We start from the raw sequence: 24,473 nt of genomic DNA on the forward strand, positions 1-24,473 counted from the left end.
TATGAAGTTTTTAGATAATGAACAAAGGGCTCAAATAGGGTTTTCCTTTATCATGGATGAGCTTGGTATAATAACTCCTTATGGTACTGAGGAAAAGAAGCTGATAAAGCCTTTTAGAATTAATGAGTATGATAAATTGGTAGAAGAGCTTACTAACGTTGAGCTGATGATAGGTCATATGAATGAATATCATGATGAGTTTAACGATATAGTAAGACTTCTACACAAGATTAAAGATATAAGAAATACATTAAGAAGAGCAGAGAAGGTAGAAATATTAGATGAAGTTGAACTTTATGAGGTTAAATATGTATCTATGCTTTTGGAAGAGCTTAAATTAGTCTTAGATAATATTAATTTATCTGTAGGTAAAATTAAGCTTCATTCCCTAGAAGAAGTAATAGATATATTAGACCCAAGTAAAAAACGTTTATCTACATTCTATATTTATGAAGAATATAGTGAAAAACTTTCTCAGATAAGAAAACTAAAAGGTGAAAAGGAAAAAGCAATTTTTTCTTGCAATGATGAAGGTCTTATTGAAAAGTTAAAACAAGAGCGATTAGATATTGTTATTCAAGAGGAAGAAGAAGAGTTACATATTAGAAAAGAACTTACTTCTAAATTGTCCTCCTTTAGTAGATATATATCAGAAAATTTAAAAGTGGTAGGTATTTTAGATTTATTAATGGCAAAGGCAAGCATTGCTATTAAATACAATTGTGTTAAACCTAACATAGTTAAAGAGATGAATATTGATATAGAGGATGGAATAAATCCTGAAATTGAAGCGATCCTTAAGAAAAAAGGAAAAGCATTCTCTCCTGTTAATATACAGCTTCATGGAGGAACTACGGTGATAACTGGAGCTAATATGGGAGGAAAGAGTGTAGCATTAAAGACTATTGTTTTAAACCTATTTCTTGGACAATTGGGCTTCTTTGTATTTGCAAAAAAAGCAACTTATCCAGTATTAGATTTTATTCATTTTGTTTCAGACGATATGCAATCTATATCTAAGGGATTGAGTACTTTTGGAGCTGAGATAATTAAATTAAAAGAAGTGGTAGAGTGTGTAAAACGTGGAGATGGATTTGTAGCTCTTGATGAGTTCGCTAGGGGAACAAACCCTAAAGAAGGATATTACCTTGTAAAATCTCTTGCAAATTATCTACAAAAATTTAACACTGCTAGCATAATATCTACCCATTATGATGGTGTGGTAGAAGAACCTATGGTTCATTATCAAGTTGTAGGACTAAAAAATATAGACTTTGAGAAACTAAAATATAAGATTGATCTTAATAAGACTCATTCAGTTGAAATTATCCAAGAGCATATGGAATATAAACTTGAAAGAGTATCTAAGACAAATCAAGTACCTAAGGATGCGCTAAATATAGCGATGCTATTAGGATTAGAAAAAGACATAGTGAATATAGCGAAAACATATTATGAGGAGGAGTACAATGGAAAGTAAATTAAATTTAGATTTAAATCTAGTTGCTAAAGCTAGAGAATCATCAAAGAATATAGCTCAAGACACTCAAAAGTTCATAGACAGACATACTACAGTAGCTGTAGAAAGAACTGTATGTAGATTATTAGGTATAGATGGCGTAGATGAATTTGGAGTACCACTACCAAACGTAGTTGTAGAAAACATTAAAGCTGGAAACGGATTATCTGTTGGAGTTGCTGTATTAGTAGGTAATGCTATGGTTAACACTGGATTAACTCCACAAGAAATAGCAGAAAAAGTAGCTAAAAATGAATTAGATTTAACTAAACTACCTATGAAAGATATGTTTGAAATAAAAATGGCAGTTGAAAAAGTTGCTAAAAACATGGTAGCTACAATCAAAGCTAACAGAGGCGAGAGAGAAGCTTACCTTGAAAAATTCGGCGATAAAACAGGTCCATACCTTTATGTTATCGTTGCTACAGGAAATATCTATGAAGATATAATTCAAGCTAAAGCTGCTGCAAAACAAGGTGCAGACGTTATAGCTGTTATTAGAACAACAGGACAAAGCTTACTTGACTACGTTCCATACGGAGTAACAACTGAAGGATTCGGAGGAACTTTTGCAACTCAAGAAAACTTTAGACTTATGAGATCAGCTTTAGATGAAGTTGGAGAAGAATTAGGAAGATACATCAGATTATGTAACTACTGTTCAGGATTATGTATGCCAGAAATAGCTGCTATGGGAGCTATGGAAAGACTTGACGTAATGCTTAACGATGCATTATACGGAATTCTTTTCAGAGATATCAACATGCAAAGAACTATAGTTGACCAATATTTCTCAAGAGTAATCAATGGTTTTGCAGGAGTTATAATCAACACTGGTGAAGATAACTACTTAACAACTGCTGATGCTGTTGAAGAAGCTCACACAGTGCTTGCTTCTCAATTCATCAATGAGCAATTTGCTTTAGTTGCAGGACTTCCAGAAGAGCAAATGGGTCTAGGACACGCATTTGAAATAAATCCAAATGTTGAAAATGGATTCCTATATGAGCTTGCTCAAGCACAAATGGCTAGAGAAATATTCCCTAAAGCACCACTAAAATACATGCCTCCAACTAAGTTCATGACTGGAGATATATTCAAGGGTCAAGTACAAGATGCATTATTTAACATGGTTACAATAATGACTAGCCAAAAATTACACTTATTAGGAATGTTAACAGAAGCTATACACACTCCATTTATGAGTGATAGAGCACTATCTATTGATAATGCACAATATATATTCCATACAATGAAAGACCTTGGTTCTGAAATCACTTTCAAAAAAGGTGGAATAATGGAAACAAGAGTTGATGAAGTTCTAGGAAAAGCTGCTGATCTATTATCTGTAATAGAAAAAGAAGGTTTATTCAGTACTTTAGAGCAAGGTAAATTTGCAGGTATTAAGAGACCTCTAAACGGAGGAAAAGGATTAGATGGAGTTGTTGAGAAGGAAGCTAATTACTTCAACCCATTTATAGATTTAATGTTAGGAGGAAACAGATAATGAGTGGTGGATTATATTCAACAGAAGTTAGAGATTACGATACTAATTTAGATCTAACTAAACTTAAACCTTACGGAGATACTATGAACGATGGAAAGGTTCAAGTGAGTCTTACTTTACCAGTTAAAGATGATGAAAGAGGAATAGAAGCTGCTATTCAACTTGCAAAATCAATGGGACTTAAAGATCCAAACGTTGCTCATCACGGATCATTAGATAAAGAGTTTACATTCTATGTAGTATATGGTTCATTAACTCATACTGTTAACTATGAAGAAATTCATGTTCAAACTGTAGAAGTAGATACTATGTCTATGTCAGAAGTTGGAGAATACATTGAAGAGCACATCGGAAGAGATGTAGTTATCATAGGAGCTTCAACAGGAACAGACGCTCACACAGTTGGAATCGATGCTATAATGAACATGAAAGGTTTCGCTGGTCACTATGGTCTTGAAAGATACAAAGGTATCGAAGCTTACAACCTAGGAAGCCAAGTAGAAAACGAAGAGTTCGTTAAGAAAGCTATCGAGCTAAAAGCTGACGTTCTTCTAGTATCTCAAACAGTTACACAAAAGGATGTACACATCCAAAACCTTACTAACCTTGTAGAGTTATTAGAGGCAGAAGGTTTAAGAGATAAAGTTGTATTAATCTGTGGTGGTCCAAGAATAACTCACGAACTTGCTAAAGAATTAGGATACGATGCAGGATTCGGACCAGGAAAATATGCAGATGACGTTGCTAGCTTTGCAGTAACTGAAATAGTTGAAAGAAAGTTAGTTTAATTTAAAAAGTTTAATGTTTAAAAGTCTAGTTTAATGTTTATATATATATTTAGTTTATAGGGATAAAAACTAAAAGGGTTACGTGAAATAAAATTATAGGGTATATAAGTAGAATGAAGAAATTCATTCTACTTTATTTTTTACTCCAAATCTACGATTTGGCTAAGTAAAAATAAGTGAGAATCTAAATCTTTGATTTAGTAGTTCGAACTTACTCCTTAGAACGTATGTGAAAAGGAGTTCCTATTAAAAATAAATATGAGAAGGAGTTTCCTTATAAATACAATAACTATTTAACTATGAATCTATTTAAATGTTATTATACATAGATAGATATATAGCTAAATAGTTATATTGTACCCGTACAAATAATATAAAATAACTAAAATTAAGAAATTGTATTGATTTAGTATGACGTTTATGGAATAATTGTATTGTAAAGATTAAATAAATAGATACAAAATATGCATACAATTTTGTGCTATACTGTAGGGGGAATATAAATGAATACAAGATCAGAGTTAAACAAGAACCTAGCAGAAATGCTAAAGGGTGGAGTAATAATGGATGTAGTTAATGCTGAGGAAGCTATAATTGCAGAGAAAGCAGGAGCAGTTGCTGTAATGGCTTTGGAACGTGTGCCTTCTGACATTAGAAAACAAGGTGGAGTTGCTAGAATGTCAGATCCTAAGATGATAAAAGAAATTCAAGAGGCTGTATCTATTCCAGTAATGGCAAAGGTGAGAATAGGTCATTTTGTAGAAGCACAAATATTAGAAGCTATTAAGATTGATTATATAGATGAAAGTGAAGTATTAACTCCAGCGGATGATTTATTTCACATAGATAAAAAAGGATTTAATGTTCCTTTCGTATGTGGAGCTAGAAACCTAGGAGAAGCACTAAGAAGAATAGGTGAGGGAGCTTCCATGATAAGAACTAAAGGAGAAGCTGGTACTGGAGATGTTGTAGAAGCTGTAAGACATATGAGAACTATGATGAGTGAAATAAGAAAAGTACAAAACACACCAAAGGAAGAGCTTATGACTATAGCTAAAGAAATGGGTGCACCATATGACTTAATAGTTTATGTTCACAACCATGGAAGACTACCAGTAGTTAACTTTGCTGCCGGTGGAGTAGCTACCCCAGCTGATGCAGCTTTAATGATGCAACTTGGAAGTGATGGAGTTTTCGTTGGTTCTGGTATATTTAAATCAGCAGACCCGGAAAAAAGAGCTAAAGCTATAGTTCATGCTGTAGCAAACTATAATAATCCTGAAATCTTATCACAAGTTTCTGAGGATTTAGGAGAACCTATGGACAGTATAAATACTAAGGATATACCAGATGGCAAATTATATGCATCAAGAGGATGGTAGTACAATGATAACTATAGGCGTACTGGATTTACAAGGAGCTGTAATAGAACATGTAGATAAGATTAATAATATAAGTGGAGCCACAGCCTTAAGAGTGAAGAATGTGAAGGACCTAGAGGATATAGATGGCATTATAATTCCAGGAGGAGAAAGTACTACCATAGGAAAACTATTAAGGGATTTTCAGATGCTATCTCCACTAAAAAGCAAAATTGAAAGTGGGATGCCAGTATGGGGAACCTGTGCAGGTATGATAATTCTCGCTAAATCCATCCTAGGAAGTGATTACAACCATTTAGGTGTTATGGGTATAGAGGTAAGAAGAAATGCTTATGGCTCTCAATTAGACAGCTTTATAACGGATGAAATAGTGGGAGGTGTCAGTGAAGAAAAAATACTTCTAGTATTTATAAGAGCTCCTTACGTTGAAAAAGCGCATGAAGGGGTAAAGGTGCTATGTAAACTAGATGAAAAAATCATAGCATGTAGAGAAAACAACATGCTAGCAACATCATTTCATCCAGAGTTAACAGAGGATTTATCTATGCATAAGTATTTTTACAACATGTGCAAAGATATATCAAAATAAATAATGAGCTTTGGCAAAATAAATCATTAATCTTATATAAAATGCTGAGGATGTACTTTGATAATATAAGTGCATCCTCAGCATTTATTTAGTTTAATTTATTTTGAAGAAGCTCCTAAGCTAGTTCTTCCCATTGATCATATAGGTTTTGAAGTTCTTCTTCGGTTTTTTGTATCTCTTTATTTATTTCTATGCTTTTTTCAGGGTTGGAATAGACTTCTTCAAGGCATAGCTGCCCTTGGAGCTCCTCAAGAGATTCCTCAGTAGCTGCTATTTTATTTTCAATGTTTTTAAGAATATTAGCTTTTTCTTTTTCAGCTTTTTCAGCTTCACGTTTTTTCTTTTTATCTAGCTTTAACTGAGTCTTAGTAATGCCTGAACCTTCCTCTATATCCTCAAACCTTAAAGGGTTTTTCTTTTTCTCTACGTAATAGGAATAGTTGCCTAAGTATTCTTTCACTCCATCCTCATTAAGCTCAAAGATTTTATTTATAATTTTATTTAAGAAGTATCTATCGTGGGATATGAGAATTATTGTGCCATCATAGTTTAAGATTGCATCTTCTAAGGCCTCACGAGAGATAATATCTAAGTGGTTTGTAGGTTCATCTAGAAGAAGAAAATTAGCTTTAGAAAGCATTAGTTTTAGTAAATTAATTCTACATTTCTCTCCACCACTAAGAGTAGATATGGACTTAAATACGTCATCCCCTGTAAATAAGAAGGCTGCAAGAGCCGATCGTATCTCCGTAGTAGTCATATGAGGGAAATCATCCCACACCTCATCTAAAATAGTTTTATTAAAGTTTAAATTAGATTGCTCTTGATCGTAATATCCAACAAATACGTTTTTACCTAACACTTTAATCCCATTATCTGAAGGTATTTTATCCATGATTATTCTAAATAAAGTAGTTTTGCCACGGCCATTTTCGCCTATAAGAGCAATTTTTTCTTCTCGTTTAATATCCATATTTAAACCTTCAAATAGAAGTTTTTCACCAAAACTTTTACTTAAATTTTCTACATAAAGAACATCATTACCACTTTTAATTTGTGTTTCAAACTTTATTTTTGAAGCCTTTGCATCTTTGATAGGTGCTTCTATTCTTTCTATCTTATCTAAGGCCTTTTGGCGACTTTCAGCAGCTTTTATACTTTTCTCACGATTAAAGGACTTATACTTAGTTATGATTTCTTCTTGTCTTTTAATCTCTGCTTGTTGAAGGTCGTAAGCCTTCTGCATCACTTCTTTATTTTTCTCTTTAAGGTCGATAAAGGTTGTATAATTTCCGTTATAGCACTGTGCAGTTCCACCTATAAGTTCTATAGTTTTATTGGTGATAGCATCTAAGAAGAATCTATCGTGGGAAATTACTATAATTGTGCCTTTAATCTCTTTAAGGTAGTTCTCTAACCATTCTATTGCATCAAGGTCAAGATGGTTTGTAGGTTCGTCTAGAAGCAAAATTTCAGGTTTTCTAAGAAGGAGCTTACATAAAGCAACTCTAGTCTTTTGACCACCGCTTAATATAGATATGGATTTATCAAAATCAACTTCTGTAAAGCCTAGGCCTTTAAGTACACGACTAATTTCGCCTTTATAAGTGTATCCACCACGATTTTCATAAACCTCTGTTAAAGTAGTATAATCACGTATAATCTTATTGTGATAATCTTCTTTAGCAGCATCATAAGGTTCCTTCATCTTCTCTTCTAAATTGTGTAATCTTTCCTCCATATCTATCAGTGACTTAAACACGGAAAGAAGTTCAGTATATATGGTATTATCTGAATCTAGAGAAAGGTTTTGAGAAAGATATCCAAGTTCCTTTGATTTATCTATATATAGCTCACCACTATCATATTCCATTTGGTTGGTTAAAATTTTAAATAGGGTTGATTTACCTGCACCATTAGCACCTATTAATCCTATTTTTTCACCTTCATTTATGTTGAAGGTAATATCTTTTAAAATCATATCTATTCCGAAGTATTTACTTATATTTTTACAACTTAAAACTATCATTTATTTCACCGTCCTACTAGCATTTTAACATGAAAGTTAGAAATTTAAAATAATTTGTATAGTACAGTGGAGGAATGGGTATTGTGAGTAATAGGAAACATTGTTATATATAATACAAAGAAAAGTAAAATTGGCATAAAAATTAAGTTTATGAGATCTTATATATTATTTATGATAAAAAGTTAAAAAAATTTATAATTTATATATACAATAAAGTATTTTAAATGTACAATATAGCATTATAGTTTATTTATTAAAAAATATATAACAAATCAATGGTAATATAGTATAATATCTATATGAATAAAACCTACGTTGAATATGAGATCAGAATAGTTATTTTAAATAATATTTAATAGAGAATTATAGTATGAAAAAGCATGAAAATAAAAGGCAGAAAGAATAAATAAGAAATATATAAAGAATATAAATAAGGAGTTGATAAGAGGTGGAGAAGAAAAGAAGCATTTCTATGGCTGTAATAAAAAGGCTACCTAAATACTACAGATATTTGCGCGAATTAGATAAAAATGAAGTTGATAGAATATCCTCTAAAGAACTAAGTGAAAGAATTGGGTTTACAGCTTCACAAATAAGACAGGATTTAAATTGTTTTGGAGATTTTGGTCAACAAGGGTATGGATATAATGTTAAAGAATTATTATATCAAATCTCTGTTATATTAGGCCTTAATAAAGAGTATAACACTGTAATAATTGGAGCTGGAAATATAGGTCAAGCAATTGCCAATTATACAACCTTTGATAAGATGGCATTTAATCTTAAAGGTATTTTTGATGTAAATGTAAAACTTATTGGACTTAAAATAAGAGATATTGAAATTAGAGATATGGATGAGTTAGATGGTTTCTTACAGAGAGAAAAGATTAACATAGCTATAATTTGTGTTCCTAAAAATAGAGCTCAAGGGGTAGCAGATGTGGTAACAAAGAATGGCGTAAAGGGAATATGGAATTTTGCACCTATAGATCTAAAGGTTAGCGAAGATGTTATTGTAGAGAATGTACATCTTAATGAAAGTTTAATGACTTTAAGTTACTTATTAAATGAGCGTGAAAAAGAAGAAGAATTCCTATAATACTAAAAAAAGACAATACGAATTTCTTAAAATTTGTATTGTCAGGAATTTTTTGAATTTAATTATATGAATTAAGTAAAAAGATTCATTAAAAAACATAAATAAAATATAAATTAGGTTGAAAAAGAATTATAAACAGTCTATAATAGTGATTAAGGTATTAGAACCTTAATCACTATTTTTGTTAAATTAATAACGATTTATGGCGGCTAACACCTGAAAAATTGCATGGGGGATTTTGAACATGGATTATAAGAACATAGTCTTGGAAAAAGAAGGAAATGTGGCTTTAGTTAAACTAAACAGACCTAAAGCATTAAATGCTTTAAACACAGAAACTTTAAAAGAAATTGATTGTGTTATCCAAGAAATTTCTGGGGATAAAGAAATTTATGCAGTTATTCTTACAGGAGAAGGTAAAGCTTTCGTTGCTGGAGCTGATATTTCAGAAATGAAAGAAATGAATGCTATAGAAGGTAAAGAATTTGGTATTCTTGGGAATGGGGTTTTTAGAAAACTTGAAAAACTTGAAAAACCTGTTATAGCTGCAGTTAATGGTTTTGCATTAGGTGGTGGATGTGAACTTGCAATGGCTTGCGATATTAGAATTGCATCAGTTAAAGCTAAGTTTGCACAACCAGAAGCAGGGCTTGGAATAACTCCTGGGTTTGGCGGAACTCAAAGGTTATCAAGACTTGTAGGTGAAGGAATTGCAAAAGAATTAATTTACACTTGTGACATGATCAATGCTGAAGAAGCTTTAAGAATTGGATTAGTAAACAAGGTAGTAGAACCAGAGACACTTTTAGATGAAGCAAAAGCTATGGCTAATAAAATAGCTAAGAATGCTCCTATAGCTATAAGCCAATGTAAAGCTGCTATCAATAGAGGCTTGCAAATGGATATTGATAGTGCAGTATTATATGAAGCTGAAGCATTTGGAATGTGTTTTGCTACTGAAGACCAAAAAGAAGGTATGACAGCTTTTGTTGAAAAGAGAGACAAGAATTTTAAGAATAGATAATCGAAATAGATAATCGTATAAGTAGGAGGTATTATAATGAATTTTTCATTAACTAAGGAACAAGAACTTGTAAAGCAAATGGTAAGGGAGTTTGCTATTAATGAAGTAAAACCTATAGCAGCTGAAATAGATGTTACAGAAAGATTCCCAATGGAAAACGTAGAGCAAATGGCTAGATACAACATGTTAGGAATTCCATTCCCAACTGAATTCGGTGGAGCAGGTGGAAACAACGTATCTTATGCTATGACTGTAGAAGAACTTTCTAAAGTTTGCGGAACTACAGGAGTTATAGTTTCTGCACACACTTCTTTATGTGGAGCACCAATATACCAATTTGGTACTCAAGAGCAAAAAGAAAAATATTTAACACCACTTGCAAAGGGTGAAAAACTAGGTGCATTTGGTCTTACTGAGCCAAACGCAGGTACTGATGCTGCTGGACAACAAACAACAGCTGTACTTGAAGGAGATCACTACGTATTAAACGGTTCAAAAATATTCATAACTAACGGTGGAGTTGCTGATATCTTCGTAGTATTTGCAATGACTGATAAATCAAAAGGAACTAGAGGAATATCTGCTTTCATAGTTGAAAAGGATTTCCCTGGATTCTCAATAGGAAAAGTTGAAGAGAAGTTAGGAATAAGAGCATCATCTACTACTGAATTAGTATTTGAAAACTGCATAGTTCCAAAAGAAAACTTACTTGGAAAAGAAGGAAAAGGATTTGCTGTTGCAATGCAAACTCTTGATGGAGGAAGAATTGGTATAGCAGCTCAAGCTTTAGGACTAGCTCAAGGAGCTTTAGATGAAGCTGTTGCTTACATGAAAGAAAGAAAACAATTCGGAAAATCAATAGCAGCATTCCAAGGACTTCAATGGATGGTTGCTGATATGGATGTTCAAATAGAAGCTGCTAGACTTTTAGTATACAAAGCTGCATACAAAAAAGATATGGGTATGCCATACTCAGTAGAAGCTGCTAGAGCTAAATTATATGCTTCAGAAGTAGCTATGGATGTTACAACTAAGGCTGTTCAATTATTTGGTGGATATGGATACACTAAAGAATATCCAGTTGAAAGAATGATGAGAGATGCTAAGATAACTGAAATCTACGAAGGAACTTCTCAAGTTCAAAGAATGGTTATCGCAGGAAGCATATTGAAATAGGAGGTAGTGAAAGATGAAAATAGTTGTTTGTGTAAAACAAGTACCAGATACAAATGAAGTTAAAATAGATCCAAAAACAGGAACTCTTATAAGAGATGGTGTTCCTTCAATAATAAACCCAGATGACAAAAACGCTTTAGAAGGAGCTTTACAATTAAAAGATACTTATGGTGGACACGTAACTGTTATAACAATGGGACCTCCACAAGCAAAAGTAGCTTTAGAAGAAGCATTAGCAATGGGAGCAGACGAAGCTATACTAGTTACAGATAGAGCTTTCGCTGGAGCTGATACATTAGCTACATCTCACGCTTTAGCTGCAGCTATTAAAAACTTAGATTATGATATAATATTCGCTGGAAGACAAGCGATTGATGGAGATACTGCACAAGTTGGACCAGAAATTGCTGAACACTTAGGAATGCCTCAAATAACTTATGTTGAAGCAGTTAGCCAAGAAAAAGAAGGCGTATTAAACGTAAGAAGAGCTTGGGAAGATGGATATGAAAATATCAGAGTTAACACTCCAGTTCTATTAACTGCAATCGAAACTTTAAACGTGCCAAGATATATGAACATTAAAAACATATTCGCAATGGCTAAAGAAAAAGAAGTTAAAGTATGGACTGTAGCAGACATTAACGTTGATGTTAACCTACTTGGTCTTAAAGGATCACCTACAAAGGTTAAAAAATCAATGACTAAAGAAGCTAAAGGACAAGGTGAAATATTTGAAGTATCACCAAAAGAAGCAGCTTCAATTGCGCTTTCAAAACTAAAAGAAAAACACTTCATCTAAGATATAGTTAAGGAGGAAATTACCATGAATATAGCAGATTATAAAGGTGTATGGGTCTTTGCAGAGCAAAGAGACGGAGAATTACAAAAGGTTGCTTTAGAATTATTAGGAAAAGGAAGAGAAATAGCTGACAAGTTAGGAGTAGAACTTACAGCATTATTACTTGGACATAAAAATATAGAAGAAATGACTAAAGAATTAGGAGCTTTTGGAGCAGATAAAGTATTAGTATGCGACAATGAGTTACTAACTCACTATTCAACTGATGGATATACAAAAGTTATAAACGAAGTTGTAAATGCTAAAAAACCAGAAATCCTATTCATTGGAGCTAGCTTCATTGGAAGAGATTTAGGACCAAGAGTTGCAGGAAGACTTTCAACAGGTCTTACAGCTGACTGTACATCTCTAGATGTAGATGCAGAAACTAACAACTTATTAATGACAAGACCAGCTTTCGGTGGAAACCTAATGGCTACAATCGTTTGTGGAGATCATAGACCACAAATGTCTACAGTAAGACCTGGAGTTTTCGAAAAGTTAGCTAAAGATGAAAACAGAACTTTCCAAGTTGAAAAATTTGACGTTCAATTATCAGCTTCTGATATAAGAACAGAAACTATAGAAGTTGTTAAATCAGTAAAAGAAATGGTAGACATTACTGAAGCTGATATCGTAGTTTCAGGAGGAAGAGGAGTTGGCTGTAAAGAAAACTTCGCTTTACTTCAAGAACTTGCAGACGTAATGGGAGGAACTTTAGCTGGATCAAGAGCAGCTGTTGATAATGGCTGGGTAGAAAAAGCAGTTCAAGTAGGACAAACAGGAAAAACTGTAAGACCTACTATATATATAGCTTGCGGAATCTCTGGAGCAATCCAACACTTAGCTGGAATGCAAGATTCTAACTACATCATAGCTATTAACAAAGATTCAGATGCTCCAATCATGAAAGCTGCTGACGTAGCTTTAGTAGGAGACTTTGCTAAAGTTATTCCAGAAATGATAGCTCAATATAAAGAGATGAACAAATAGTAAATTTATAAGACTTTAGATTAATTGAATTTTATAGTACACTAATTAACATAAGATGAGGGGATATACGGAGATGTATATACCCCTCATTTGTTAAATATTGAATAAAAGTCTAATTTCGTTGAAAATTGTATACATATATTTATATTTATTGAGTTATTTTTGATAAATATAAATATAAATATATAAAAATGTGGTAATATAGATTTGTAATAGTCTATAATCCATAATACAAAATTATGTTAGGAGTGTTTAATATGAAAAAGATATGTGTTTTAGGCGCAGGTACAATGGGATCAGGAATAGCTCAAGCTTTTGCCGCTAAAGGATATGAGGTAATAGTTAGAGATATAAAGGATGAATTCGTACAAAAAGGTCTTGGAATGATAGAAAAAAATATTAAAAAACTTGCTACAAAAGGTAAAATAACAGAAGAACAAGCAGAAGAAATTTTATCAAGAGTTAGTGGAACTACAGAATTAAGCTTATTAGATGATGTAGATTTAATAATAGAAGCTGCAGTAGAAAACATGGAAATCAAAAAACAAATATTTAAAGAATTAGATGAAATCTGTAAACCAGAAGCAATCCTGGCTACAAATACATCTTCACTTTCTATAACTGAAATTGCTACTGCTACAAAGAGAGTTGATAAAGTTATAGGACTACACTTCTTTAACCCAGCTCCAGTTATGAAACTTGTAGAAATCATAAAAGGAATGGGAACATCACAAGAAACATATGATGCAATGCATGAATTAGTTATTAACATATCTAAGGAGCCAGTTCAAGTAGAAGAAGCTCCAGGATTTGTAGTAAACAGAATTTTAGTACCTATGATAAATGAAGCTGTTTGCATCTATGCAGAAGGTATTGCAAGTGCTGCAGATATAGATAAAGCTATGATGCTTGGAGCAAATCATCCAATGGGACCTCTTGCTTTAGGTGACTTAATTGGACTAGATGTTTGCTTAGCAATCATGGATGTATTATATAAAGAAACTGGAGATTCAAAATACAGAGCACACAGCCTACTTAGAAAATTCGTTAGAGCTGGACAATTAGGAAGAAAAACTGGAAAAGGATTCTTCGATTATAGTAAATAATAATATCATAAGAATATTATAACAAAAGAGTAAAGAATAATTTATCTTTACTCTTTTCTTTATGTGAAAATAAATTAAATATAATTAAAAAAATAAAAGATAGATAAAATTATAACAATGCATTTTATAATTTATTGTAGATTTTTAAAAATAAAAGGAGTATAGTTTAAATGGAATCACCAGAAGTTTGGAAGAATAACTGGAATTCAAGAGGATGTTTATAAAAAATGGATTTATTTGCTTGAAAATTTATAATATTTAATTTACTATATGGTTGACTATAATTAAATAAAATTATAAAATATAATTGTAACCGACACAATGTATATTCATGTAAAGGATTTAAGTCGTATTATTTAAGGATATATGGAGATTTAAGTTAGTTTATTGGACAAGTGTAATGTGGTAAAGAATCCTATCATTATTGCGCTGTTTATTTTTGCGTTTGTAACCACTATGTTAAATAAATATCTAATGTTCATATATAAATTTCAATGAAAATAGTATAATATTATATTTGGCAAAGGGTATGAATTAAAATGGTGAAATATTAAATTCATATAAAAACAAAATATGTTTAAAATACGGAGGAAAGTACTATGTATAAAATTGTTGAAAAGAAAATTTTGGCACCTTCAATATTTATGATGAAGATTTTAGCTCCAAGAGTAGCTAAATCAGCTCGTCCAGGTCAATTCATTATAATAAGAATGGATGAAAAGGGTGAGAGAGTACCTTTAACAGTATGTGATACAGATGTAGAAAATGGAACAGTATCAATAGTTGTACAAACAATTGGATGTACTACAAAAGCTATGGAACAATATGAAGAAGGGGATTCTTTCTTTGACTTTGTTGGACCTTTAGGGATGCCTTCTGAGCTTTTAGAAGAAGACAAAGATAAGCTAAAAAATGAAAAAATAATGTTTATATCAGGTGGAGTTGGAGCTGCACCAGTATATCCTCAAGTAAAATGGTTACATGAAAATGGAATTAAAGCTGACGTAATCATGGGATTTAAAAATAAAGAAATGGTTATTTTAGAAGAAGATATGAAAAATGTTGCAGACAATGTTTATGTAGCAACTGATGATGGTAGCTATGGATTTAAAGGAATGGTTACTAATAGATTAAAATCTTTGGTTGAAGAAGGCAATAAATACGATACAGTAATTGCTATAGGACCAATGATAATGATGAAATTTGTATGTAAATTAACAGAAGAATTAGGTATAAAAACAATAGTTAGTATGAACCCAATCATGGTTGATGGAACAGGTATGTGTGGTGCTTGTAGAATAACTGTTGATGGAGAAACTAAATTTGCTTGTGTTGATGGACCAGAATTTGATGGACATAAAGTAAACTTCGATGAAGCATTAAAAAGAACAACTATGTATAAGACAGAAGAAATACAAAAGGATTCTATACAAAAAGGATGCAAAGTAGGAGGAAATAACTAATGGATAGAATGAAAAGAACTCCAATACAAGAACAAGATCCAAAGGTAAGAGCAACTAACTTTCAAGAAGTTTGTCTTGGTTACACTGAAGAAGAAGCAGTTCAAGAAGCTTCTAGATGTCTAAATTGTAAAAACAAACCATGTGTATCTAAATGTCCAGTTGCAATAGATATACCAGAGTTTATTCATCATGTAAAAGAAAAAGAATTTGCACAAGCTGCAAAGGCTTTAGATAAATATACAGCACTTCCAGCAGTATGTGGAAGAGTTTGTCCTCAAGAATTACAATGTGAAAGCAAATGTGTTCTTGGAATAAAAGGTGAGGCAGTAGCTATAGGTAAATTAGAAAGATTTGTAGCAGATTGGTCAAGAAATAACAATGTGGATTTGACTAAAGAGATTGAAAAGAAAAATAAAAAAGTTGCTGTAATTGGTTCAGGACCATCAGGAATAACTTGCGCTGGGGAGCTTGCTAAAATGGGTTACGACGTAACTGTCTTTGAAGCTTTACATGAGCCAGGTGGAGTTTTACTTTATGGAATTCCTGAGTTTAGATTACCAAAGGATACCGTTGTTAAACATGAAGTAAACAACCTAAGAAAATTAGGAGTTAAAATAGAAACAAATGTAGTTGTTGGTAGAACAGTTACAATAGATGAATTAATGAATGATGAGAAATTTGAAGCTGTATTTATAGGATCAGGAGCAGGACTTCCTAAGTTTATGGGAATTCCAGGAGAAAACTTAAATGGAGTATTCTCAGCAAATGAATTCTTAACTAGAAATAACTTAATGAAAGCATTTAAAGATGAGTATGCTACTCCAATTAAATCTGGTAAATGCGTTGCAGTAGTTGGTGGCGGTAACGTTGCTATGGACGCTGCTAGAACAGCTTTAAGACTAGGTTCAGAAACACATATAGTTTATAGAAGAAGTGAAGCTGAACTTCCAGCTAGAGTAGAAGAAGTACATCACGCTAAAGAAGAAGGAGTTATCCTTGATTTATTAGTTAATCCTACAGAAATCCTTGGGGATGAAAATGGTTGGGTTAAAGGAATGAAATGTGTAAGAATGGAACTTGGAGAGCCAGATGCATCTGGAAGAAGAAGACCACAAGTAATAGAAGGTTCTGAGTTTACATTAGACTGTGACACTGTTATCATGTCACTAGGAACTTCACCAAACCCATTAATTCCAGCTACAACTAAAGGCTTAGAAACTAATAAATATAAATGCATAGTTGCAGAGGAAGAAACAGGACTTACTTCAAAAGAAAAAGTATATGCTGGTGGAGATGCTGTAACAGGTGCAGCTACAGTTATACTTGCTATGGAAGCTGGTAAAAAAGCTGCTAAAGCTATTGATGAGCAATTAAGTAAGTAATTTTAAAAGCAGAATTAATAAAATCAAGCCATATTTTAAAGTTATGTGAAATTCTTTAAAATATGGCTTTTTTATATGATAAATATAGTATAATGAAACTGAAAACTAGTAGATTTCTAATATATTTAAAGAAATTTTTGGAGTCATAGATTTATGACTAAAAATATAATAAATAGAGTTCTTAGCTTCTGTGAAGATTAGGACTAATTAATAGGAAAGTAGGGTGTATAAATATGTTATTAGATGTAGTAAAAAAATATTATGGAGAAGAATATGATTTAAACTGTGCAGAGACTATGCTATATGCTGCTAATGAAGAATATGGTTTAAACTTAAGTAAAGAAACTTTTAAAACCATGGCTGCTTTCGGTGGGGGAATGGGTGTAGAATCCACTTGTGGAGTTATCACAGGAGCAATTTCTGCTTTAGGTATTTTATTTACAAAGGAAAGAGCCCATGAAAGTGATTATGTAAAAACCCTTACTCAAGAATTCATTGAAAACTTTAATAAAGAATGTAATTCACTAAATTGTGATAAATTAAAGGAATTATATAGAAATGATGAAATAAGATGTCTTAATATAGTAGAAAAAGGTGCAGTTATATTAGACAACATAGTAACAAGAGAGAGAAATAAACAGTAATTGAGAATAATTTTAAAACTTAGTGCTGAGAATATCCTTAGCACTATTTTTAAACTAGCATCCCATAAGTGTTATTTAAAGGAGGTTGATATGGATGGACTTTAAAGAAGTTATTGAAGAAAGTGGAAAAGTTATATTAAAGGATGTAAAGAATTTTGAACTTCCCCATATTTTCGATTGTGGACAATGTTTTAGATGGAACAGACAAGATAATAATAATTATATAGGTGTAGCCTTTGGAAGAGTTATTGAAATTGAGAAAAGGGATAATGATGTAATTATATATAACACGGATTTAAAGGATTTTAATGACATATGGCTAAATTACTTTGATCTAGAAAGGGACTATTCAGCTATAAAAGAAGAATTTGAGAAGGATGAACTTTTAAAAAAAGCAGTAGAATTTGGTGTAGGAATAAGAATACTACAGCAAGACCCCTTTGAAATGCTAATATCTTTTATTATATCTGCAAATAATAGAATCCCTATGATAAAAAGAGCTATAGAGAATATAAGTAAAGCATTTGGCAAATCTATAAAATACAAGGGAAATACATATTATGCTTTTCCAACCTTAGAGGAGTTTAGAAGAGCTACAGTAGAAGATATAGAAGCTTTAGGGGTTGGATTTAGGGCTAAGTATATATATAAGGCACTAGAAGATTTGAGTAGTGGTACCTACGATTTAAATGCAATAAAACAAAGTGATGATGATGGATGTCATGAGGGTCTTAAAAATTTTAATGGAGTAGGGCCTAAGGTAGCTGATTGCATAATGCTATTTTCTATGGGGAAATACTCAGCATTTCCAGTGGATGTATGGGTAAAAAGAGCAATGCAATTCTTTTATGTGGCACCAGATGTATCATTGCCTAAAATAAGGCAGTTTGCAAGAGAGAAGTTTGGTAGTTTATCTGGATTTGCACAACAATACTTATTTTATTATGCAAGAGAAAACAATATAAAAATAGATTAAGTTAGAAATATGTTGATATATAGAACATAAACTAAGGGTATACAAGGTGGGAAAGGTATGGAGAATAAAAATAAGATAAAAAAGTATGTAATAAATGGAGTAATATGGACTATAGTTATAGTAGTATTATTAATAGCATATTGGGAATTTTCCAAGAAATTCACTGTATTCAGAGATCCTGAAGAATTAAAAAAATTAATACTATCCTTTGGTAGTTATAGTATAATTGCCTTTATAGTGCTACAAATGATACAAGTAATAATATTCTTTATACCAGGAGAAGTAGTTCAAGTAGCAGGGGGATATATATTCGGACCTTTAGTAGGAGGAATTGCCTCTGCAGTAGGTATAATTCTTGGAAGTATAGTTGCTTATTTTATAGCTAAATTATTTGGGAAAAAGTATATAAATAAGCTTATTGAAAAAAATAATTTAACTAAGATAAAGAGGATATTAGATGCTGGAAGTAATAATATAGTTATCTTTGTAATATACTTTATACCTGGAATACCTAAAGATATATTAGTTTATGTAGCTGGTATATCCAATGTAACTCTAAGGGATTTTATATTATATTCTTCTGCTGGTAGATTACCATGGATAATCACATCTGCCATGTTTGGCCACGGTATACATAGAGGGGACTATGTGTCTATGATAATTATAGGAGTAATATCAGGAGTCTTATTTTTAGTCGGAATACTTAAAGGACATAGCATTATAGACTTTTTCCATAGAGCGTTAAAGCATAAAGGTAAAAATAAGAGAAAATAAGAGAAAATATTACCATGAGTGAGATATTTTAATATATTCGCTTATTTTACCAGGTTCTATTAAAATAAAAGATTTGCTTATAAAATAATAATTATATATTATTATATTGTAGTTAGCACTCAATAGTCGTGAGTGCTAATAAATAAAGATAAATAAAAAAATTATATAAATAATTAACAATAGGAGGGTTTTTTATGAATATCAGACCATTAGGCGACAGAGTTGTAATCAAAAGATTAGAATCTGAGGAAATAACTAAAGGAGGAATAGTTCTAGCAGGTACTGCAAAAGAAAAACCACAAGAGGCAGAAGTCGTTGCAGTAGGTCCAGGAACTTATTCTCATGGAAGAGAAATTAAGATGGAAGTGAAAATAGGAGATAAGATATTATTTTCTAAATTTGCAGGCACAGAAGTTAAATTACAAGGACAAGAATATATTATATTAAAGCAAGAAGATATATTAGCAATATTAGAATAAGTAATATATCTTAATAAGTGTAAAGAAAAATAATTTTAATGATAAGCTAAGAAATTCACATATCATAGGAGGTAAATGAATATGGCTAAAAGTATTTTATTCGGAGAAGAATCAAGAAGAGCTATGCAAAGAGGTGTAGACGTACTTGCAGATACAGTTAAGGTAACTTTAGGACCAAAGGGAAGAAATGTTATATTAGATAAAAAATTTGGTTCACCACTTATAACAAATGATGGTGTTACAATAGCTAGAGAAATAGAACTTGAAGATGCATATGAGAATATGGGAGCACAACTTGTAAAAGAAGTTGCAAACAAAACAAACGATGTAGCTGGAGATGGAACTACAACTGCTACAGTACTTGCTCAAGCTATCATAAGAGAAGGACTTAAGAATGTAACAGCTGGTTCAAACCCAATGTTACTTAGAAATGGTATAAGAATGGCTGTAGATACAGCAGTTGAAGAAATAAAAAAATACTCTAGACAAGTAGATGGAAAAGAAGACATAGCAAGAGTTGCAGCTATATCAGCAGCAGACGAGGAAGTTGGAGCTCTAATAGCTACAGCAATGGATAAAGTAGGTAACGAAGGTGTTATAGCTGTAGAAGAGTCTAAAACAATGGGAACTGAACTTGATGTTGTTGAAGGTATGCAATTTGATAGAGGATATTTAAGTGCATATATGGTAACTGACACAGATAAGATGGAATCTGTACTTGATAATCCATACATTTTAATAACTGATAAGAAAATATCTAACATCCAAGAATTACTTCCAATTCTTGAGCAAATAGTACAACAAGGTAAAAAACTTTTAATAATTGCTGAAGATGTTGAAGGTGAAGCAATAGCTACTTTAGTAGTTAATAAATTAAGAGGAACATTTACATGTGTTGCTGTTAAAGCTCCAGGCTTTGGTGATAGAAGAAAAGAAATGCTTGAAGATATAGCAATACTTACAGGTGGTACAGTAATTTCAGAAGAATTAGGACACGACATTAAAGATGCAACTATTGAAATGTTAGGAAGAGCTGATAGTGTTAAAGTTACTAAAGAAAACACTGTTATCGTAAATGGAAAAGGTGCAAAAGAAAATATAGCATCTAGAGTAAATCAAATTAAGAAACAAATGGAAGATACAACTTCTGAATTTGATAAAGAAAAATTAAATGAAAGACTTGCAAAACTTGCTGGTGGAGTTGCAGTAATCAAAGTTGGTGCTGCTACTGAAACAGAATTAAAAGAAAAGAAATTAAGAATTGAAGATGCTCTTGCTGCTACAAAAGCTGCAGTTGAAGAAGGTATCGTTGCAGGTGGTGGAACTGTTTATATTAATGCAATAGAAGCAGTTGCTAAACTAACTTCAGAGGTTTCAGAAATCCAAGTAGGTATTAACATTGTAAGAAGAGCTCTTGAAGAGCCATTAAGACAAATAGCTACAAATGCTGGTGCAGAAGCTTCAGTAGTAGTTGAAAGAGTTAGAAATTCAGCTACAGAAATAGGCTATGATGCATTAAATGCTGAATATGTAGATATGATTAAAGCTGGAATAGTTGACCCAACTAAGGTTACAAGAAGCGCACTTCAAAATGCTGCATCTGTAGCATCAACATTCTTAACAACAGAAGCTGCTGTTGTTGATATTCCAGAAAAGAACCCAGTTCCAATGCCAGGTGCACCAGGAATGGGAATGGACGGAATGTACTAAAATTAAATATTAAATAGAATTAAGACTTTCATGAAGTTTTCATGGAAGTCTTTTTTTACATCCATAATTAATGTTCACATAAATTCTCTCCAAATTTTATCAATTTAATTATCTACAAAGTCTATAAAAACCTTTAAAACAGTGGATTTTAAGGAGAGATGTAATAAAATAACACATAACAAGTAAAGTATATAGAAATATAATACATAATATAGTATAATATGTTTAACATTTATAAATTTATACAACAATAAAACAAATTTATATAAATGTAAAATAAATTTGTATAAAAAGAAAGTAAGTTTAGATACAATGATGCAACTTTTTTATTTGGGTACCTTGAAAGTTGTTGAGTTAATGGTACAACCGGCTAAATTATAAATTTAGTCGGTTTTTTTGCGTGTATTTTATATACACATATGTAAAAATATAGTATAATGATTTTTAAATAGAAATAAATGTAAAAGGATAATAAATTATGGGTTTTATAGTATTTTTATATGGAGTAGTAATAGGAAGTTTTTTAAATGTATGTATTTATAGAATACCTAACAATCAGTCATTAATTAGTCCACCTTCCCATTGTGGAAATTGTGATACTAGATTAAAATGGAAGGATTTAATACCAATAGTAAGTTATCTATGGCTTAAGGGTAAATGTAGATATTGTGAGTCTAAGATTTCTATGAGGTACCCATTAGTAGAAGGACTTACAGGGATTTTATTAGTAGGAATATATCTAAGATATGGCATAGGGGTAAGCTTTTTTAAGTACTCCCTTTTAACTCTATTTTTAATAGTCATAGCCCTTATTGATTATGATACTACAGATGTGTATTCTAGTGTAGTTTATAGTGGGATGGCAGTGGGTATAACCTTTATCCTTATAGAAACTGTAGCATATTCCCATAGTATAACTAACTATATTATTGGGGGATTAATAGGCCTAGGGGTTATTGGTTTAATATATGTTTTAACTGGTGGCATGGGTGTTGGAGATATTGAAATAGCAGTATTATGTGGATTATTTCTAGGATGGAAATTAGAGATATACTTTTTACTCATATCCTTCATTATAGGAGGAACAATTGCAGTTATGTTAATTGCATCAAAAAAGAAATCAAAGGATGAGTATATTCCTTTAGGACCTAGCTTGGCTATGGGAGCATATATAGTTTTAATCATTGGAGAACAATACATTTTAAACTTCATTTAATATAAGGAGTTTTAAGAAATAAAAAGAAGTATAAAACTTTTAGATAAGGACAAATAAATTAATTGTAAAGGTGAGGTGGAGAGAAATGGCAAGGAATACTGTCAGACTAGGTGACTTGCTAGTAAAGGCAAATAAAATTACCAGGTCACAATTATCAGAAGCCTTAGAGATTCAAAAGGTAAAGAGAAAGAAACTGGGAGAATTATTAATTGATGAAGGTATAGTAACAGAGGATATTATTATAGAGGTACTTCAAGAACAGTTAGGTATTGAAAGAGTAACCTTAAGTAATATAGATGTAGATTCTAAGGCTGTTAAATTAGTTAACGAAGGTTTATGTAGAAAATATGAATTATTCCCTTTTTATACTGCTGATGGAGTAATAAAGATAGCTGTATCAGATCCTTTAAATATATTTGCTATGGATGATGTAGCTATAACTACGGGACTAAGGGTGGAGCCTTATATATCCACAAAGGATGACATCCATAAGGCTACGGAAAAGTATTATTCAGATAGAAATGTGGAAAGTGCTGTAGAAGAGATAACCAGGTCTAGGATAGTGTTTCATAATAAGACGGAAGACATAGAAAAGATTGATGAAGTTAAAAATGCTCCCACGGTAAAGCTAGTAGATTCTCTACTTAAAAATGCAGTGGAACAAAGAGCTTCAGATATTCATATAGAGCCCTATGAAAAATATATAAGAGTCAGATATAGAATAGATGGTCAGCTTGAAGAAATATCATCTTTAAATATTGATGTACTTCCGGGTATAGTTACTAGGATAAAAATTCTAGCAAATCTTAACATAGCTGAAAAAAGAATTCCTCAGGATGGAAGAATAGTTACTGTAATCAATAATAAAAATATAGACATGCGTGTGTCTATAATACCTCTTATTACAGGAGAAAAGGTTGTAATAAGAATACTAGATAGAAGTAACTATAAAATTGGAAAAGATAATCTGGGCATGAGTAGTGAAAATATAAAAAATCTTGAAAACATCATATCTGCACCCCATGGAATAATTTTAGTAACAGGACCTACAGGAAGCGGAAAATCCACCACTCTATATACTATTTTAGGGGAACTTAATGATATTAATAAGAACATAGTTACTGTAGAAGACCCTGTGGAATACTCCATGGATGGAATAAATCAAGTAAATGTAAATAGTAAGGTGGGACTTACCTTTGCTGCAGGCTTAAGGTCTATATTAAGACAAGACCCTGATGTAGTAATGGTAGGGGAGATGAGAGATAGCGAGACTGCTGAAATTGGTATAAGAGCTGCCATAACAGGTCACCTGGTTCTTAGTACACTACACACAAATGATGCACCATCCTCAGTAATAAGACTTATAGATATGGGAGTTGAACCTTTCTTAGTTGCCACTGCCATAAAAGGAGTAATAGCTCAAAGACTGGTGAGAAGAATATGTCCAAGCTGTAAGGAAGCCTATGAGGGTGATGAAGCTGAAAGGAAACTTCTTAACTTAAATAGTGATGATAAAGTAACTCTTCATAGAGGCAAGGGTTGTGCTAGCTGTAATTATACTGGTTATAGTGGCAGACTTGGAGTTTATGAAATAATGAACGTAGATAGAGATATAAAAGATTTGATTATAAAATCTAATAACCCAGAAGAATTAAAGGATGAAGCTGTTAAAAAAGGTATGAAGACTTTATCAGATAGTTGTAGAGAGTTAGTTCTTAAAGGTGAAACCACCATGGAAGAAATGATGAAGATAATATTTATGGATAACTTGTAGAGGAA

21 protein-coding genes and 1 riboswitch are annotated in these 24,473 nt (G+C 31.9%); of the genes, 20 read left to right on the plus strand and 1 reads right to left on the minus strand.

The features are described from left to right. The first annotated feature begins 1 nt into the window (after position 1). The 5 genes from B2P65_RS00480 (at position 2) to pdxT (ending at position 5,785) form a co-directional block, all read left to right on the plus strand. Positions 2-1,480, plus strand: a complete 1,479-nt coding sequence (locus tag B2P65_RS00480; RefSeq protein WP_035130514.1) for a MutS-related protein — start codon at positions 2-4, stop codon at positions 1,478-1,480. Next, positions 1,470-3,026, plus strand: coding sequence for a lysine 5,6-aminomutase subunit alpha (locus B2P65_RS00485; protein WP_346847178.1), 1,557 nt, complete (start codon positions 1,470-1,472; stop codon positions 3,024-3,026). Before B2P65_RS00480 ends, B2P65_RS00485 begins: the two co-directional genes overlap by 11 nt. Further along, positions 3,026-3,814, plus strand: a complete 789-nt coding sequence (locus tag B2P65_RS00490; RefSeq protein ID WP_346847179.1) for an OAM dimerization domain-containing protein — start codon at positions 3,026-3,028, stop codon at positions 3,812-3,814. The genes B2P65_RS00485 and B2P65_RS00490 overlap by 1 nt, the downstream gene beginning before the upstream one ends. A gap of 503 nt (positions 3,815-4,317) precedes the next feature. After that, on the plus strand, positions 4,318-5,196 hold the full coding sequence (pdxS, locus tag B2P65_RS00495) for a pyridoxal 5'-phosphate synthase lyase subunit PdxS (protein WP_035130505.1): 879 nt from the start codon (positions 4,318-4,320) through the stop codon (positions 5,194-5,196). After that, a complete protein-coding gene (pdxT, locus tag B2P65_RS00500; protein ID WP_346879412.1) occupies positions 5,165-5,785 on the plus strand; it encodes a pyridoxal 5'-phosphate synthase glutaminase subunit PdxT in 621 nt (206 codons plus the stop codon). The genes pdxS and pdxT overlap by 32 nt, the downstream gene beginning before the upstream one ends. Positions 5,786-5,900: 115 nt before the next feature. On the opposite strand, the gene abc-f is transcribed toward pdxT, so the two are convergent. Further along, positions 5,901-7,814: a ribosomal protection-like ABC-F family protein gene (gene abc-f / locus B2P65_RS00505; RefSeq protein WP_346879413.1), complete on the minus strand. Its 1,914-nt coding sequence runs from the start codon at positions 7,812-7,814 to the stop codon at positions 5,901-5,903. Positions 7,815-8,262: 448 nt separating this feature from the next. Here abc-f and B2P65_RS00510 point away from each other — a divergent pair, with 448 nt between their 5' ends. The 15 genes from B2P65_RS00510 (at position 8,263) to B2P65_RS00580 (ending at position 24,468) form a co-directional block, all read left to right on the plus strand. Then, complete coding sequence (locus B2P65_RS00510; protein WP_035130502.1) at positions 8,263-8,913, plus strand: redox-sensing transcriptional repressor Rex; 651 nt, start codon at positions 8,263-8,265, stop codon at positions 8,911-8,913. Positions 8,914-9,157: 244 nt separating this feature from the next. After that, the gene (locus B2P65_RS00515) at positions 9,158-9,937 is read left to right on the plus strand and encodes a short-chain-enoyl-CoA hydratase (protein WP_346879414.1); all 780 of its coding nucleotides are present in this window, start codon (positions 9,158-9,160) and stop codon (positions 9,935-9,937) included. A gap of 36 nt (positions 9,938-9,973) precedes the next feature. Further along, a complete protein-coding gene (locus B2P65_RS00520; protein ID WP_346847183.1) occupies positions 9,974-11,113 on the plus strand; it encodes an acyl-CoA dehydrogenase in 1,140 nt (379 codons plus the stop codon). Positions 11,114-11,126: 13 nt separating this feature from the next. Next, positions 11,127-11,912 carry an electron transfer flavoprotein subunit beta/FixA family protein gene (locus B2P65_RS00525; RefSeq protein ID WP_035130493.1) on the plus strand — a complete coding sequence of 262 codons (786 nt, stop codon included), beginning with the start codon at positions 11,127-11,129 and terminating at the stop codon, positions 11,910-11,912. Between the two features lie 24 nt (positions 11,913-11,936). Beyond that, entirely contained in the window at positions 11,937-12,944 is a 1,008-nt protein-coding gene (locus B2P65_RS00530) for an FAD-binding protein (protein WP_150845320.1), read from the plus strand. Between the two features lie 257 nt (positions 12,945-13,201). Then, positions 13,202-14,050 carry a 3-hydroxybutyryl-CoA dehydrogenase gene (locus tag B2P65_RS00535; protein ID WP_150845321.1) on the plus strand — a complete coding sequence of 283 codons (849 nt, stop codon included), beginning with the start codon at positions 13,202-13,204 and terminating at the stop codon, positions 14,048-14,050. A gap of 599 nt (positions 14,051-14,649) precedes the next feature. Beyond that, on the plus strand, positions 14,650-15,513 hold the full coding sequence (locus B2P65_RS00540; protein WP_035130488.1) for a sulfide/dihydroorotate dehydrogenase-like FAD/NAD-binding protein: 864 nt from the start codon (positions 14,650-14,652) through the stop codon (positions 15,511-15,513). Beyond that, on the plus strand, positions 15,513-16,895 hold the full coding sequence (gene gltA, locus B2P65_RS00545) for an NADPH-dependent glutamate synthase (RefSeq protein WP_346847185.1): 1,383 nt from the start codon (positions 15,513-15,515) through the stop codon (positions 16,893-16,895). Before B2P65_RS00540 ends, gltA begins: the two co-directional genes overlap by 1 nt. A gap of 233 nt (positions 16,896-17,128) precedes the next feature. Beyond that, positions 17,129-17,539, plus strand: a complete 411-nt coding sequence (locus tag B2P65_RS00550; protein ID WP_346847186.1) for a C-GCAxxG-C-C family (seleno)protein — start codon at positions 17,129-17,131, stop codon at positions 17,537-17,539. Positions 17,540-17,633: 94 nt separating this feature from the next. Next, positions 17,634-18,515: a DNA-3-methyladenine glycosylase gene (locus B2P65_RS00555; RefSeq protein ID WP_346847187.1), complete on the plus strand. Its 882-nt coding sequence runs from the start codon at positions 17,634-17,636 to the stop codon at positions 18,513-18,515. A 57-nt stretch (positions 18,516-18,572) separates the two neighbouring features. Continuing rightward, positions 18,573-19,289: a TVP38/TMEM64 family protein gene (locus B2P65_RS00560; protein ID WP_346847188.1), complete on the plus strand. Its 717-nt coding sequence runs from the start codon at positions 18,573-18,575 to the stop codon at positions 19,287-19,289. Between the two features lie 194 nt (positions 19,290-19,483). Then, the gene (groES, locus tag B2P65_RS00565; RefSeq protein WP_035130475.1) at positions 19,484-19,768 is read left to right on the plus strand and encodes a co-chaperone GroES; all 285 of its coding nucleotides are present in this window, start codon (positions 19,484-19,486) and stop codon (positions 19,766-19,768) included. Positions 19,769-19,849: 81 nt separating this feature from the next. Continuing rightward, positions 19,850-21,478 (plus strand): chaperonin GroEL, encoded by a 1,629-nt coding sequence (gene groL / locus B2P65_RS00570; RefSeq protein ID WP_346847189.1) that lies wholly within the window; start codon positions 19,850-19,852, stop codon positions 21,476-21,478. Positions 21,479-21,774: 296 nt separating this feature from the next. Beyond that, positions 21,775-21,859, plus strand: a riboswitch (cyclic di-GMP riboswitch). Between the two features lie 97 nt (positions 21,860-21,956). Then, on the plus strand, positions 21,957-22,694 hold the full coding sequence (locus B2P65_RS00575) for a prepilin peptidase (RefSeq protein WP_346877694.1): 738 nt from the start codon (positions 21,957-21,959) through the stop codon (positions 22,692-22,694). Between the two features lie 85 nt (positions 22,695-22,779). After that, positions 22,780-24,468, plus strand: coding sequence for a GspE/PulE family protein (locus B2P65_RS00580; RefSeq protein WP_346877695.1), 1,689 nt, complete (start codon positions 22,780-22,782; stop codon positions 24,466-24,468). Positions 24,469-24,473: the final 5 nt, after the last annotated feature.

Origin of the sequence: Clostridium sp. UBA3061, assembly GCF_002367465.1 — a bacterium.
In the GTDB taxonomy this organism is placed as follows: domain Bacteria; phylum Bacillota; class Clostridia; order Clostridiales; family Clostridiaceae; genus Clostridium_J; species Clostridium_J sulfidigenes.

Bases quoted from the DNA above. Each gene is read 5' to 3' on its own strand.
- B2P65_RS00480 (WP_035130514.1), top strand. From the start codon at position 2: ATGAAGTTTTTAGATAATGAACAAAGGGCTCAAATAGGGTTTTCCTTT.
- B2P65_RS00485 (WP_346847178.1), top strand. From the start codon at position 1,470: ATGGAAAGTAAATTAAATTTAGATTTAAATCTAGTTGCTAAAGCTAGA.
- B2P65_RS00490 (WP_346847179.1), top strand. From the start codon at position 3,026: ATGAGTGGTGGATTATATTCAACAGAAGTTAGAGATTACGATACTAAT.
- pdxS (WP_035130505.1), top strand. From the start codon at position 4,318: ATGAATACAAGATCAGAGTTAAACAAGAACCTAGCAGAAATGCTAAAG.
- pdxT (WP_346879412.1), top strand. From the start codon at position 5,165: ATGGCAAATTATATGCATCAAGAGGATGGTAGTACAATGATAACTATA.
- abc-f (WP_346879413.1), bottom strand. From the start codon at position 7,814: ATGATAGTTTTAAGTTGTAAAAATATAAGTAAATACTTCGGAATAGAT.
- B2P65_RS00515 (WP_346879414.1), top strand. From the start codon at position 9,158: ATGGATTATAAGAACATAGTCTTGGAAAAAGAAGGAAATGTGGCTTTA.
- B2P65_RS00520 (WP_346847183.1), top strand. From the start codon at position 9,974: ATGAATTTTTCATTAACTAAGGAACAAGAACTTGTAAAGCAAATGGTA.
- B2P65_RS00525 (WP_035130493.1), top strand. From the start codon at position 11,127: ATGAAAATAGTTGTTTGTGTAAAACAAGTACCAGATACAAATGAAGTT.
- B2P65_RS00530 (WP_150845320.1), top strand. From the start codon at position 11,937: ATGAATATAGCAGATTATAAAGGTGTATGGGTCTTTGCAGAGCAAAGA.
- B2P65_RS00535 (WP_150845321.1), top strand. From the start codon at position 13,202: ATGAAAAAGATATGTGTTTTAGGCGCAGGTACAATGGGATCAGGAATA.
- B2P65_RS00540 (WP_035130488.1), top strand. From the start codon at position 14,650: ATGTATAAAATTGTTGAAAAGAAAATTTTGGCACCTTCAATATTTATG.
- gltA (WP_346847185.1), top strand. From the start codon at position 15,513: ATGGATAGAATGAAAAGAACTCCAATACAAGAACAAGATCCAAAGGTA.
- B2P65_RS00550 (WP_346847186.1), top strand. From the start codon at position 17,129: ATGTTATTAGATGTAGTAAAAAAATATTATGGAGAAGAATATGATTTA.
- B2P65_RS00555 (WP_346847187.1), top strand. From the start codon at position 17,634: ATGGACTTTAAAGAAGTTATTGAAGAAAGTGGAAAAGTTATATTAAAG.
- B2P65_RS00560 (WP_346847188.1), top strand. From the start codon at position 18,573: ATGGAGAATAAAAATAAGATAAAAAAGTATGTAATAAATGGAGTAATA.
- groES (WP_035130475.1), top strand. From the start codon at position 19,484: ATGAATATCAGACCATTAGGCGACAGAGTTGTAATCAAAAGATTAGAA.
- groL (WP_346847189.1), top strand. From the start codon at position 19,850: ATGGCTAAAAGTATTTTATTCGGAGAAGAATCAAGAAGAGCTATGCAA.
- B2P65_RS00575 (WP_346877694.1), top strand. From the start codon at position 21,957: ATGGGTTTTATAGTATTTTTATATGGAGTAGTAATAGGAAGTTTTTTA.
- B2P65_RS00580 (WP_346877695.1), top strand. From the start codon at position 22,780: ATGGCAAGGAATACTGTCAGACTAGGTGACTTGCTAGTAAAGGCAAAT.